This window comes from Lentisphaera profundi, assembly GCF_028728065.1.
In the GTDB taxonomy this organism is placed as follows: domain Bacteria; phylum Verrucomicrobiota; class Lentisphaeria; order Lentisphaerales; family Lentisphaeraceae; genus Lentisphaera; species Lentisphaera profundi.
In genome coordinates this window covers 904,583-917,136 of the sequence record NZ_CP117811.1, presented here as the reverse complement: position 1 = coordinate 917,136, position 12,554 = coordinate 904,583, and the positions used below count along the sequence as shown (strand labels likewise).

Genomic DNA, 12,554 nt, shown 5'->3' with positions numbered 1-12,554 from the left:
TTTTTTATTTATGACTTAAGTCTTGTGAAATTTAAGTATTTTATTTACCCAATTTCATTTTTAGAGGCGCAACCCAAATATTGCGAAACATATTAGGGTTACCGTGATTTTGAAGTTTAAAATGATCTTTTGCGCCATGAGCACTATATGAAGCAATTTTGCGATAATGAGTTGAACCTTTAATCTCATAATTATCGTGAATTTTGACACCATTAAAAATCACCGTAATATAAGCTGGTGATTTAAGCTCTTTACCTTCGAAGACGGGCGCTTTAAAATAAATATCATAGGAATTCCATTCACCGGGTTTACGGCAAACATTAAACTTTGGTGGTTGTTGTGCATAAATAGCTCCAGTCATGCCATCGGGGTAAGTTCTATTCGCCCAGCAATTAAGTACCTGGACCTCGTAACGTCCCATGAGGAATACACCACTATTTCCTTGTTGTTGGTGCCAACCCTTCATTCCTTGGGGAACCATCCATTCTACGTGAAGGTGAATATCTCCATACTTTTCTTTACTGACCTGGGAGCCTCCCTTGCGTGCCACCTGCATCGCGCCATCAACAAGTTTCCATTTTTTATTTTTGAAATTATCTAGGTTGGAACCATCAAAAAGCATTGTTCCATCGGATGGCATAGCAAGTTCTTTACCATCGTATTTAGCTTCAGCTACTGGTGGCTGAGTTCTATCGGGATCATGAACATGCCATTTTTCATTTGGCGCAGGTTGCATCGGAGTATTTTTAAAGCCATTAAGGTCAGTCTGTTTGGGGTTTCTAATATTCTCATCTAGAACTTCGTAATCAGCTGCATTTGCGCACAGCGCAAACAAAGAAAGTAGTAGCAATTTTTTCATGTTATATATCCTGTTAAGTATTTGGGTATAAAAAAAAGGTAAGCCGAAGCTTACCTTTTATAAAGATTAATAAAAAATTATTCTTTGAATGGAAGTGTTATCTTCATTCCTGGCTTTAGATCCGCATTGGATTTTACAGAAGAATTGTACTTTATGATCTCTGCTGGCGTTGTGGAATAAATTAATGAGATACTCTCTAAAGTTTCTCCATCACTTACTTCTAAGGTATAAGTATTATGACTTAAATTTGCCGGCGCAATCGCAGGCGCAGATTGAGCGGTAGGATCATCACTAGCTATAAGTGCTGGTGTCGATTCAGTATTAGGACTTGTTGCTTCAAAGGCTGTAGGCTCAGCAGCAATTCCCTTTAATCCCGGCTCTTCAGTTTTTGGAGCATCAAATAAGCCTTCATTTTGCGTATTCGCAGCTACTGCAGTTTCACTTACAGTATTATTACCTTTACCAGGAATTTTTACTTTTTGACCAATCTGTAAAACTGTAGAAGAATCAAAGTTGTTCACTGACATGAAATCAGCGCGTTTCACTTTAAGTTTCTTCGGGATAGTCCACAAATTATCGCCTTTCTGAACGGCATAGGTATCACCTGTCGCCACTGCATCACTTGAATAAGTACTGGGAGCTTTCTTAGGGCTAGCAGAACTTGAAGTCGATTTATTTAAGTTTCCTGACTTTCCAGGAACAGTCACTTTTTGACCGATGTAAATAACTGAGTCTTTGTTAAAACCATTCGCACTCATGAATTCACTACGCTTAACACCAAACTTTTTGGGGATGGACCAAAGATTATCGCCTTTGACTACGGTGTAGACTCCGCCTTTCGCGGTCTTGCCTGAGCCTGTTTTGGAGGACTTTTTTACTTGCTTTTTCCTTGCCTCATCAATGAGCATAGAGTCAGCTTCTACCAAAGCACCGGCTGGTAACTTAAGCTTTTGACCAATAAGTAGTGGTTTCTTGATATCTAAGTTATTTTCTTTAACCAATGCTTGCTGAGAAATACCGTATTTAGTGGCGATTTTCCATACGCTATCGCCTCTTAGTACGGAGTAAAAGCGTTCTTCAGCAGGATCTTGAGCTACAGGACTGTCCTCAATGGGCTCTTCAATAACAAGTGGTTCTTCGATGAGGACATCCTCTATGATAACCTCATCTATGATAACCTCATCTACTTCTGCTTCACCAATATTAATTCCAGTCGTCTCTTGATCTGCAGGCTCTTCGATAACTAGACTAGTGTCTACTTCTGGTGCCGCTTCTTTGGGATTGACAGATACTGGAGGAAGATCTTCATGGGGCCTGAGAAGATAGGGATTCTGATTATTGCCATAGCTACTTGATTGACAACCGCTTAAAATAACAGCACCTAATACGGAGCCGCCTGTGATAAAAAACTTTTTAAAATTCATTCATTAACCTTTTGAACTAAACTTTTAAACTTTCTCCCTCTTTCCTCATAGGATTTAAAGAGATCCAGACTTGAACACCCTGGTGAAAGTAAGACAACATCACCCCTCGTAGAGCATTTAATCGCTTCTAGAACTGCCGTGTCAAAATCACTACATGATTTCACTGGGCTGAACGCCTGCCAAAGGGTTTTTAATTTATTCTTACATTCACCATAGGAAAAAACTTTTCTAACATACTTAGAAATCAGTGGATTAACAACTGATAAATCCATATTTTTATCCCTTCCTCCAGCTATTAAAACAATTTTCTTATTTTTAGCGGCAAAACTCTCGAGTGCGACAGCTAAAGATGCGGGATTAGTCGATTTAGAATCATTGATATAAAGGACTTCTGAATATTGACCACATTCTTCTAAACGATGCTCTGAACAAGTAAAAGTACTTAAAGCTTGCAAAGCGGCAGGAATATTGATTTTTTGATTACTCATTAAAGCAAGTGCGGCAAGAGCGTTTTCCCGATTATGTGCGCCATAAAACGATAAATGAGGAAGTTTATATTGCTCTTTATTAATAGAGAGATCATCACCAATGATTGCGAAGTCCGCAATTTCATTTTGATTTGAAAAGTATTGAGCCTGTTTTGAAGACTTTAAGCCTTCTTGTAAAATTAAAATTTTACTGAATTTTTCAATATTCATTTTGGATTGATAATAAGTTTTAAAATCTCCGTAACGATCGATGTGATCCTCACTTATATTTAAAATAACGGCAGCCTCAAACTCCAAAGAATAAAGCAAATCAATTTGATAAGAACTGATTTCTATGAGTGCATATTCAGGTTGATTATCCAACAAGGCTAGTTCTGCTAAGGGAATACCTATATTGCCACAGGCACGGGCATTTAGCCCTAAATTGAGCAAGCTATACTCCAACATTTCGGCACAAGTCGTTTTACCATTGGTGCCCGTGATGGCTAAAAACTTAGTATTGGGCATAAATTGTGCCGCAAAATCTAAGTCTCCCATAATTAGTTCTGAATATTTTTTCGCTTCTTTAAAAATTTCATTAAGGGGATTTACACCCGGGCTCATCACACAAACTTCGAATCTTTGTTCCGCTAAAATCGGTAAAAATTGAGCTTGTGCTCCAGCCTTAAGCAGGTCTTTGACTTCTTTACGATCGAAAGCTCCTGAAGCACTATCACACAAACTCACCTTAAGCCCTTTAGCCAGTGCGAGCCTTGCCGTGGCCACACCACTTTTACCTAATCCACAGACTAGAACTTCATTTTTTTTTGTTTTCCTTGATACCATCTACACCCACTTTAGCTCGTTTTTTTTAAGAACTCCACTATATTTGCGCCCTTTGATAAGTTCCAGTTAAATTTAGGATGATATATGACACCTAGAAAAAAAGTATTCACCTCATCCCAAAGAATTGTTGTCAAAGTAGGCAGTCGTCTACTGGTCGATGATCAGGGAGTACCTTCGGCTCAACGAATCGAAGAACTCGTCGAAGCCTTATATAAACTACGTCAAAAAGGGAAGGAAATCATCCTCGTCAGCTCAGGGGCCATTGCCTCAGGAATGAGTTTACTGGGAATGGAACAGAGACCAAAACATCTACCAGAACTACAGGTTTGCGCGGCTGCAGGCCAAAGTCGACTTATGAGCTATTACGAACAAGCATGCGTTAAGCGCGGCTTCCATTGCGCTCAATTACTTTTACTAGCTGATGACGTAAGGGACCGCCACCGCCATTTAAATCTGAGCAATTGCTTAAATACAATGCTCAGAAAGGGCGTCATGCCTATTATTAATGAGAACGACTCACTCAGTGTAAAAGAAATTCGTTTTGGGGAAAATGATGAACTTGCCGCACTTGTTGGCATCATGTCAAAATCAGATCTCACTGTATTAATGACTTCCATTAATGGCTTACATACACTTGATTCATCAGGACAACCCGACAAAAGAATTTCCATCGTTAATGACATGAATGATGATATTCGTTCACTCGCGGGAGATACCGATGGCAACCAACTCTCTACTGGAGGTATGCACACCAAACTCAATGCTGCGACTATACTAAACCAAGTGGGTGAAAGTTTATGGATTATTGATGGACAAGATTTTTCTGCCCTCGATCGATTAGCTCATGGTGATGATATAGGCACTTTATTTCCCGCTAGCCTAGATAAAATGTCATCCTTAAAACGATGGTTGGGTTTCTTTCCGGAAACACAAGGAAGTCTTGGCGTTGACCTAGGTGCCGAGAAAGCACTTTGCTATCGCGGAAAAAGCCTCTTGCCTGGTGGGCTCATTAGTGTTTGTGGGACTTTTGAAAAAGGTGACATTGTCGACATTCTCAATCCACAAGGCGACATCATTGCTCGTGGCCAAAGTAATTACAGCAACTTAGATTTAAATATAATAAAGGGTCATCAATCATCTGACATTGATGAGCTACTCGGTGGCAGCGCAAATTATGCCGAAGCCATTCATCGAGACAATTTAGTGATTTTAAAAGAGGAGACCTAAGAATGAATTACCAAGCAGAACTAGAGATCATGGGCAAACGTGCTAAAAAAGCGTCACTCGCTCTCTCCATACTCAGTTGCCGCGTGAAAAACCGTGCTTTAGAAGCCATGGGTGGTGCACTCGAAAAGCAAACTGAAGAAATTTTAAAAGCTAATGAAATAGATTTGCAGAATGGTCGCGATGCGGACATGAGCGAATCTTTACTCGATCGACTCACCCTCACACCTGAACGAATAAAAGATATCGCCAAAGGCCTAATTGGCGTCGCTTCACTCACTGATCCCGTGGGAAGAAACGAATCAACTTTTCATCGTCCTAATGGCTTAGTTATTGAAAAGATCAAAGTTCCGATTGGTGTCATTGGCATCATTTTCGAAGCCCGCCCAAATGTAACTGCAGATGCCGCAGGCTTATGCCTTAAATCGGGTAATGCATCTATTTTGCGCGGTGGCCGTGAAGCTCTGAACTCAAGCAAGGCCATTGCGAAAGTTCTTTATGACGCAGGGATCGAGAACGGTTTACCGGAACACTTTATGCAAGTCATCCCTTGGACGGATCGTGAAGCTGTAAATATCATGCTCAAGCTCAATAAATATATCCACTTAATTATTCCTCGTGGCGGAGAAGGCCTCATTGAAGCCGTGATGCGCGAGAGCACAATTCCAGTTATCAAGAATTATAAAGGTGTCTGCCATATTTATGTCGATAAAGACGCTGACCTAGAACTCGCTGAAAAAATCGTCGTCAATGCTAAATGCCAAAGACCCAGCGTCTGTAACTCTGCTGAAGCGGTCATTGTCCATTCTGCTATTGCCGCTGAGTTCATTCCTAAAGTTTACAAAGCATTACACGAAGCGAATTGCGAAGTTCGCGCAGATGAGCCATTCCGTCGTTATGCACCAGAATCCACGATTTTACAAGAATCTGACCGCGGAGAGGAATTCCTTGACTATATAATTTCAGCTACCGTTGTGGATTCTCTCGATGAAGCCATTGATTATATTAATGAATACAGCTCTGGCCATAGTGAATCTATTGTGAGTACCAACAAAGAATCATGTCGTCGTTTTCAAATGGAAATCGATTCAGCTGCGGTCTATTCAAATTCATCCACTCGCTTCACTGATGGCGCTGAATTCGGCATGGGCGCAGAAATAGGTATAAGTACTGATAAACTTCATGCTCGTGGCCCTATGGGCTTAGAAGAGCTAACTACCTATAAGTACATCATTAATGGTAGTGGTCAGCTTAAAGGCTAATGCCAAAGATCAAGAAAAAACGGGCTGATCAACTACTGATTGAGCAAGGTTTAGTAGAATCAACTGAAGAAGCAAAAAAGTTGATCCTACTAGGCTTAGTACGTTCACGCCCTGATCACATCGTTAGAAAAACAACCGAAACTTATCCCATAGATTCCGAAATGAGTGTCGATCGCCCCTCTCCTTATGTGAGTCGTGGTGCTTTCAAACTCAAAAAATCTCTCCGAAAATTTGCTCCAGACCTCAGTAATCAAGTCGCTATGGATGTCGGGGCTTCCACCGGTGGTTTCACTGATCTCATGCTCCAATTTGGCGTCAAAAAAGTGTACACCATTGACTCAGGAACCAACCAACTTCATTATAAAATACGTAGTGATGAACGAGTTGTCTGCCGTGAAAACTTTAATGCAAAAAATATCACTGACAAAGAAATCCCCGAACTCGTAGATTTGATGACCTGTGACGTTTCTTTTATTTCTGTCACAAAAATACTTTCCGCTGCCGCCAGTCGTCTTAAAAGTAAAGCTTTAGCATTCATTTTAGTAAAGCCTCAATTTGAGTTAAGAAAAGACTTAGTGGGCGACGGAGTCGTTCGTGATGAAGCCCTAAGACAACAAGCTTTAAGCCAAGTCTGTACATTCTGTCAAGACACCCTCAATTGGGAGCTTTTAGAACAAATCGACTCCCCTTTGGCAGGTCCCAAAGGAAATGTTGAATTTTTAGCTGTTTTTCAAGCTCCATAAAGATAAAATGAATAGCTTTTCTTCTTTACTTGAGCTAAGTTTTAATAATTTTTAATCCTTTCCTAGACAAGAACTTCACTTTAAAGACAAATCTTGAATTTTCTTACATGGGTAAAGAATATATTTGATTAGCTTACTGAGTGGACAATGGACTTTCTATTTGATATAAATTTGTGGATAATTAGCATAAAGATGGGCTTTGAAATCGCCCTGCTTTCTGTTGTTATTTACACGGTATTACTTTTTATCAAAGGAACTCGTGCGGCTCCTATCTTAGCCGGCGCGGCCTTCATCTTCCTCATCTCATGGTTAATCTCATCCGTTCTAGACCTTGCTGTATTAGGCTGGATAACGGCACAGATCTCCACATTAGTCGCATTCTTAGCTATCGTTATTTTTCAACCTGAAATACGTCGTGCATTTGCTGAACTTGGCAAAGGGCGCCTCCGCAATAATAACCAGGCAAAAACCAAAGAAGTCATTCAAATACTGAATGAAAGCGCTCATTATTTAGCTGAACGAAAAATCGGTGCACTCATTGCTATTGAAAGAAATATTGGCATGCGTTTTTTAGCTGAGTCTGGTGTTCAAATCAACTCAGAATTAAGTCGTGAATTGTTATGTACAATTTTCTATCCAAACACACCTCTACACGATGGTGGAGTGATTATTTCTGGCGATAAAATCAATGCCTCCGCTTGCTTCTTCCCTCTCTCCCAAGACGACGGCATTATAAAAAGCTTGGGAAGTAGGCATCGTGCTGGTGTTGGTGTAACAGAAGAAACTGATTGTATCTGCATTATTGTTTCGGAAGAAACAGGTGGAATATCTATTTCATACAGAGGGCGCCTTGCCCGTGGCGTCGATGAACAAAGACTTTTACGACATTTGAATAACTTCCTGCTCAATTCTAAAGAAAATAAGAATTTCAGTGTCTCTGACAATGTAGAACGCTTCAAAAAAGCTGTTAGTCAATCGGAGGACAATCAAGATGAAGTCTAACTTGATTATAAAATTTTTCACCAAGGACTTTCAGCGCAAACTCATTGCGATGTTTTTCGCTTTGCTTATCTGGTTTATTGTCAATCAAAGAATCAGTGAAGTTCAAACCTTTTCAGGCATCCCGATTGAGCTGATTAATCCTAATAGCAATATTATCATATCAAAAACAAATCGCCCTACTGCCAACATCATTTTACGTGGCCCTGCAAAAATACTCCAATCGCTGAAGAGTAAAGACATCTCGGTACGACTAGTTATCCCCGAGGGGGTTCGTTCGGGATCTTTAAAACTCTTATTAACTAGAGATGACATAACTATCCCGGGCATCACTCAAATAGAAAATATTGTGAGTGAAACTATCATTGTAGAAGTTGATGAAATGCAGGAAAAAGAAGTCCCTGTACGTTTACTCTTTAATAACGCCCTTTCCGATAAATACCGCCTGATAAACACCCCTCATATTGAACCAAAAACTAAGTTAATTAACGGTCCAAGTAAGCGTCTTGAATCCATTAACTATTTAACAACTAAACCTTTCTTAATCGATAGCTCGAGAAATAAAGCTTTTGTGAGTTCCGTTTCACTTAGTATTCCTTCTGGAGTTAGAACTGAATTTGACAAAGTCAAAGTCATTGTTGATATAGAAACCGCTTCCAAACTCCTTCCCATGCGTCGTCAAGCACTCTCCATGATGAGCCAAGGCGTACATTCATCCACCCCACTTCCCTTTGTGGATGCTGTCATTAGTGGACCTCCTACTATTCTAGAAAAGATCCAAGCAAATGAAATGAAATTTTTCATTGAATACGGAGAAGAAGACAAACTCAAAGTACATTTTTGGTGCCCCTACGATAGCGTTCACCTTCAATCTGTAATGCCTGAATATATTTCGAATCCTTGGAAAAAATAAATATGGAATTAATCAACGCCATAAATAGACGTCGCAGTGCCAGAAAATTCCTTGCTCAATCACCTGAGAGAGAGCAAGTTTTACCCATAATGGAAGCTGCTAGATTCGCTCATTCCATTGCCAATAGGCAAGTCTTGCGTTACTTAGTTTGTCTCAACAAAGTAAAGAGTCTTGTTATTAGTGATTTCATTTCTCTGGCTAGCAATATTGATGATTCTATGAATCAAGAAAATCCTGCCTCTGCTCCTGCTTATATAATCTGTATTGGCCCCGAAGGCGACTCCCCTTCTCACTTTGCTGATCTTGGTGCCGCCTTTCAAAATATGTCCTTAGCGGCCATGACTGAAAAGTTATCCATGTGCTTTATCACTCAATTTGATAAGACTGAACTAACGCGACTATTTGAACTCCCACATAATCATCAAATCCTCGCCGTATTTGCAATTGGCTCCGCCGCCGAAAGTTCCGTTGCTTATAATGCAGAAACTCTACCCACACATATTGAAAACCCGACAGATTCACGCATCATTCAAATTCCTAAACTTAGAGCCTCACAAATAACTAGCTGGATTGAATAATGTTTGACACCCACTTCCACCTCGATCCGGAGGATAACCCGGAAGAGATATATTTAGCTGCACGCGCCGCTGGCGTTAACAACATGACCTTAATTGGCTGTGATCCAGAGTCATGCGACCGAGCCCTGACTACTGCACAAAAATTCGATAATATGTATTTCTCTGCAGGAGTTCATCCTCTTTACGTAAAAGACTTCAAAGGCAATATCACAGACTTTGATAAATATTACCAAGACTCAAATAATGTTGCGGTCGGAGAAATTGGTTTAGATTTCTACTACGACAAAGATAAAGAGATACAAAATAAACAGCTAGAGATTTTTGAAACCTTCCTAGAGAAGTCAGTAGAACTTGCAAAGCCTGCTATTATTCATAGTAGAGAAGCTTTTCCTGAAACACTTTCTTGCCTAAAAAACACCCTTCAGAACAAACAGGACTTTATCCTTCATTGCTATACTGGAGATGAAAAATGGGTGAGTGAATTCATTGATGCAGGTGGCTATATATCCTATTCAGGAATCGTTACCTTTAAAAATGCCGAATCACTTCGAAAAAGTTTAAGCAAAGTCCCCAAAGATCGCATACTTATTGAAACTGACTCGCCTTATCTCGCACCTGTACCCATGCGAGGCAAGCGCAATCAACCCGCATACGTTGTCCACGTTAGAGATAAAGTTGCCGATTTACTGAATATGAGCCCAGAAGACTTAAGCGAACTCACCAGTCAAAATGCTAAGAATATATTTAAATTGAGTTCAAAAAAGTAATAAGTTAATTTTCGACTTATTTTTTGAAAACATTGATTTTGAACACATATTAAATATAATTAAAATAAATCAGGAATTTAGTATGTTGGATACTAGCAAAACAGATACAAGCCTTGGCCATGAAGTAGAAGCCTACTTGTCAAGTAAGGGTCAATCGACTCCTCTTGTAAAAAACAATTTAGATTCTAAGCAGAAAATCCAAAAAATCGAATCTCTTTTTAGTGAGATTATGGAAACACTCGGACTCGACCTACGCGATGATAGCCTTATAGATAGCCCCAGTCGAGTCGCAAAAATGTATGTCAACGAAGTTTTCTGGGGTCTTGATCCCAATAATTTCCCTAAGTGTACTACCATCGAGAATAAAATGGCCTACGATGAAATGGTCACTGTTTCAGACATAAAAGTCATGTCGAATTGCGAACATCATTTTGTTGTTATCGATGGTTTTGCTCACGTCTCTTATATTCCAAACAAAAAAGTTATTGGCCTGAGTAAGATCAACCGTATCGTTGATTACTTCAGTCGCCGTCCACAGGTTCAAGAACGTTTGACTCATCAAATCTTCCACACCTTATGTTATATCTTAGACACACAAGATGTTGCCGTTGTTATCAACGCCACTCATTACTGTGTGAAATCACGTGGAGTCCAAGATGCTAGCTCAAAAACTTATACCTCAAAGATTGGTGGACAATTTAAACGTAGCGTAGCTACACGCGCTGAATTCTTTTCACAGATCAACAAGAACTAATTATGTATCGTTCAACTAAAAGCTTCTTCCACCTCCCCTGTGCTCATAGACAATGGCGCGATGATGGTGACTGTCAGCTCGTACATGGCTACGATCGCTCCGTCCACTTTGTTTTTGAATCAGATTCCCTAGATGACAAATGCTGGGTTATGGATTTTGGTGGTTTAAAACACATTAAAGCTTGGCTTGAAGATAAGTTTGATCACACTCTGCTTATCAACGAAGATGACCCTGAAATGGCTTTTTTCGTAGACATGGACAAAAAAGGACTTTGTCGTTTGCGCGTCTTACCAAATATTGGAATGGAAGGCTCTGCCAAGTATATATTTGATTATGTTGATCCATGGGTACAAGAGCAAACAAATGGTCGTGTAAGAATTTTCTCTGTCGAATCTAAGGAAAACGAGAAGAACTCAGCGATTTACTTCCGAGGTTAATTTCATCTTCTTCAGTTCATAGCTCATGTAGAGACTTCTCATGAGCATGAACAAGCTCATTGATAACCAAAGACCGTGATTATCAAAAGACCAAAAAATATAAAGACTTGGCAAATAGACAAACAAAGCACAGCCAATCATCACGCGCCGCATAATTGCGGCCTTCGCTAAACCTATAAATATCCCATCTATAATGAAGGCTATAGGATTTAGAACACAAGCTAATAACAACCATGGATAATATTTTTTCGCTTCCATAATTACATCTTTTTGAGATGTAAACACGCTTAAAATTTGTTCATCAAATAAATAAAAAATCAGCAGAAAAGTGAGTCCACTGATAATGCTCCAATTAAAAGATAAGCTAAGAAGCTTCTTTAAGCCCTCCACATTTTTTTGCCCAAATAGTTTCCCGCAAAGACTTTCAGCGGCGAAGGCATAACCGTCTACCATATAAGCTAAGCATGTCGCTAAACTCAATAAAATTGCATTGGCCCCTAGAGTTAAACTTCCAAAGCGTTCGCTAATAAAAGTAAAAGATGATACCACGGCAAGCAAAAATCCCGTCCGTATGAAAAGATCACGATTCAAGCTTAAAAAAACTTTGAGCTCCTGCCAACGAAAAACTTCCTCCCATTGAATTTTCGGCCACGATTTAAAATATTTTCGAGCGAGTATTATACTCAATAATAAAGTCATATACTGAGCTATCAAAGTTCCCCAAGCGACTCCCGCCACATCCATATTTTTATAGCGCACTAAATATATACTCACACATATATTGATAATGTTCCCTAGATAAGCGAGCAATAAGGGGAACCAAGAATTCTGCATCCCCAAAAACCAGCCGTGAAACACATAGAGCATTAAAGTTGCCGGGGCCGCAAAAATCCTAATATCAAAATACGTTTTTGCATGATGCAGTAAATCTGAATCCAAATCCAGAATTGAAAAAGCTAATCGCGCCAGAGGAACCTGAAAGAGCAGGATAAGTGATGATAAAATCACCGCACTCAATAGTGCTCGTAAAAAGACCAGTTCCTCACCACTTTTCTTACCATGAGCCTGAGCCGTCAAGCCCGTGGTCCCCATTCGTAAAAAACCAAAACTCCAATATAAACAAGTAAACACCTGCGCCGAGATGGCTACCGCGCCTAACATTACAGGATCGGGCATATGCCCCATCAGTGCTGTATCAGTAATACTTAAGGCAGGAACCGCAAGATTACTGAGTACATTAGGGATGGCTAACTTTAGAAAATCTCGATTTAAAGACATTTC

General features: G+C 39.8%; 13 protein-coding genes. 9 read left to right on the top strand and 4 right to left on the bottom strand.

Annotated features, from left to right (window positions below; translation table 11 throughout):
- Positions 1-40: 40 nt before the first annotated feature.
- The 3 genes from PQO03_RS03870 to murD all read right to left on the bottom strand — a co-directional run bounded on the left by PQO03_RS03870 (position 41) and on the right by murD (position 3,596).
- Positions 41-859 carry a 3-keto-disaccharide hydrolase gene (locus PQO03_RS03870; protein WP_274151271.1) on the bottom strand — a complete coding sequence of 273 codons (819 nt, stop codon included), beginning with the start codon at positions 857-859 and terminating at the stop codon, positions 41-43.
- Between the two features lie 77 nt (positions 860-936).
- Complete coding sequence (locus PQO03_RS03865; RefSeq protein WP_274151269.1) at positions 937-2,283, bottom strand: muramidase family protein; 1,347 nt, start codon at positions 2,281-2,283, stop codon at positions 937-939.
- A complete protein-coding gene (gene murD, locus PQO03_RS03860; RefSeq protein ID WP_274151267.1) occupies positions 2,280-3,596 on the bottom strand; it encodes a UDP-N-acetylmuramoyl-L-alanine--D-glutamate ligase in 1,317 nt (438 codons plus the stop codon). Before murD ends, PQO03_RS03865 begins: the two co-directional genes overlap by 4 nt.
- Before the next feature lie 84 nt (positions 3,597-3,680).
- Between murD and proB the strand changes: the two genes are divergently transcribed.
- The 9 genes from proB to PQO03_RS03815 all read left to right on the top strand — a co-directional run bounded on the left by proB (position 3,681) and on the right by PQO03_RS03815 (position 11,273).
- The gene (proB, locus tag PQO03_RS03855) at positions 3,681-4,823 is read left to right on the top strand and encodes a glutamate 5-kinase (protein WP_274151266.1); all 1,143 of its coding nucleotides are present in this window, start codon (positions 3,681-3,683) and stop codon (positions 4,821-4,823) included.
- Positions 4,824-4,825: 2 nt separating this feature from the next.
- On the top strand, positions 4,826-6,082 hold the full coding sequence (locus PQO03_RS03850) for a glutamate-5-semialdehyde dehydrogenase (protein WP_274151264.1): 1,257 nt from the start codon (positions 4,826-4,828) through the stop codon (positions 6,080-6,082).
- Positions 6,082-6,825, top strand: coding sequence for a TlyA family RNA methyltransferase (locus PQO03_RS03845; protein ID WP_274151263.1), 744 nt, complete (start codon positions 6,082-6,084; stop codon positions 6,823-6,825). Before PQO03_RS03850 ends, PQO03_RS03845 begins: the two co-directional genes overlap by 1 nt.
- 147 nt (positions 6,826-6,972) lie before the next feature.
- Positions 6,973-7,827: a diadenylate cyclase CdaA gene (gene cdaA, locus PQO03_RS03840; protein ID WP_274151261.1), complete on the top strand. Its 855-nt coding sequence runs from the start codon at positions 6,973-6,975 to the stop codon at positions 7,825-7,827.
- A complete protein-coding gene (locus PQO03_RS03835) occupies positions 7,817-8,737 on the top strand; it encodes a CdaR family protein (RefSeq protein WP_274151259.1) in 921 nt (306 codons plus the stop codon). Before cdaA ends, PQO03_RS03835 begins: the two co-directional genes overlap by 11 nt.
- A 2-nt stretch (positions 8,738-8,739) precedes the next feature.
- The gene (locus tag PQO03_RS03830; RefSeq protein WP_274151257.1) at positions 8,740-9,315 is read left to right on the top strand and encodes a nitroreductase family protein; all 576 of its coding nucleotides are present in this window, start codon (positions 8,740-8,742) and stop codon (positions 9,313-9,315) included.
- Positions 9,315-10,082, top strand: a complete 768-nt coding sequence (locus tag PQO03_RS03825; protein WP_274151255.1) for a TatD family hydrolase — start codon at positions 9,315-9,317, stop codon at positions 10,080-10,082. The genes PQO03_RS03830 and PQO03_RS03825 overlap by 1 nt, the downstream gene beginning before the upstream one ends.
- An 82-nt stretch (positions 10,083-10,164) precedes the next feature.
- Entirely contained in the window at positions 10,165-10,836 is a 672-nt protein-coding gene (gene folE / locus PQO03_RS03820; protein ID WP_274151253.1) for a GTP cyclohydrolase I FolE, read from the top strand.
- Positions 10,837-10,838: 2 nt separating this feature from the next.
- Positions 10,839-11,273 (top strand): 6-pyruvoyl trahydropterin synthase family protein, encoded by a 435-nt coding sequence (locus tag PQO03_RS03815; protein ID WP_274151251.1) that lies wholly within the window; start codon positions 10,839-10,841, stop codon positions 11,271-11,273.
- Here the strand turns inward: PQO03_RS03815 and PQO03_RS03810 are convergent.
- Complete coding sequence (locus PQO03_RS03810) at positions 11,250-12,551, bottom strand: MATE family efflux transporter (RefSeq protein ID WP_274151249.1); 1,302 nt, start codon at positions 12,549-12,551, stop codon at positions 11,250-11,252. The genes PQO03_RS03815 and PQO03_RS03810 overlap by 24 nt on opposite strands.
- Positions 12,552-12,554: the final 3 nt, after the last annotated feature.

Excerpts from the sequence above, each read along its gene's own strand:
- PQO03_RS03830 (WP_274151257.1), top strand. The coding sequence starts at position 8,740 with ATGGAATTAATCAACGCCATAAATAGACGTCGCAGTGCCAGAAAATTC.
- PQO03_RS03835 (WP_274151259.1), top strand. The coding sequence starts at position 7,817 with ATGAAGTCTAACTTGATTATAAAATTTTTCACCAAGGACTTTCAGCGC.
- PQO03_RS03865 (WP_274151269.1), bottom strand. The coding sequence starts at position 2,283 with ATGAATTTTAAAAAGTTTTTTATCACAGGCGGCTCCGTATTAGGTGCT.
- folE (WP_274151253.1), top strand. The coding sequence starts at position 10,165 with ATGTTGGATACTAGCAAAACAGATACAAGCCTTGGCCATGAAGTAGAA.
- PQO03_RS03850 (WP_274151264.1), top strand. The coding sequence starts at position 4,826 with ATGAATTACCAAGCAGAACTAGAGATCATGGGCAAACGTGCTAAAAAA.
- murD (WP_274151267.1), bottom strand. The coding sequence starts at position 3,596 with ATGGTATCAAGGAAAACAAAAAAAAATGAAGTTCTAGTCTGTGGATTA.
- PQO03_RS03815 (WP_274151251.1), top strand. The coding sequence starts at position 10,839 with ATGTATCGTTCAACTAAAAGCTTCTTCCACCTCCCCTGTGCTCATAGA.
- PQO03_RS03870 (WP_274151271.1), bottom strand. The coding sequence starts at position 859 with ATGAAAAAATTGCTACTACTTTCTTTGTTTGCGCTGTGCGCAAATGCA.
- proB (WP_274151266.1), top strand. The coding sequence starts at position 3,681 with ATGACACCTAGAAAAAAAGTATTCACCTCATCCCAAAGAATTGTTGTC.
- PQO03_RS03845 (WP_274151263.1), top strand. The coding sequence starts at position 6,082 with ATGCCAAAGATCAAGAAAAAACGGGCTGATCAACTACTGATTGAGCAA.
- PQO03_RS03810 (WP_274151249.1), bottom strand. The coding sequence starts at position 12,551 with ATGTCTTTAAATCGAGATTTTCTAAAGTTAGCCATCCCTAATGTACTC.
- PQO03_RS03825 (WP_274151255.1), top strand. The coding sequence starts at position 9,315 with ATGTTTGACACCCACTTCCACCTCGATCCGGAGGATAACCCGGAAGAG.
- cdaA (WP_274151261.1), top strand. The coding sequence starts at position 6,973 with ATGGACTTTCTATTTGATATAAATTTGTGGATAATTAGCATAAAGATG.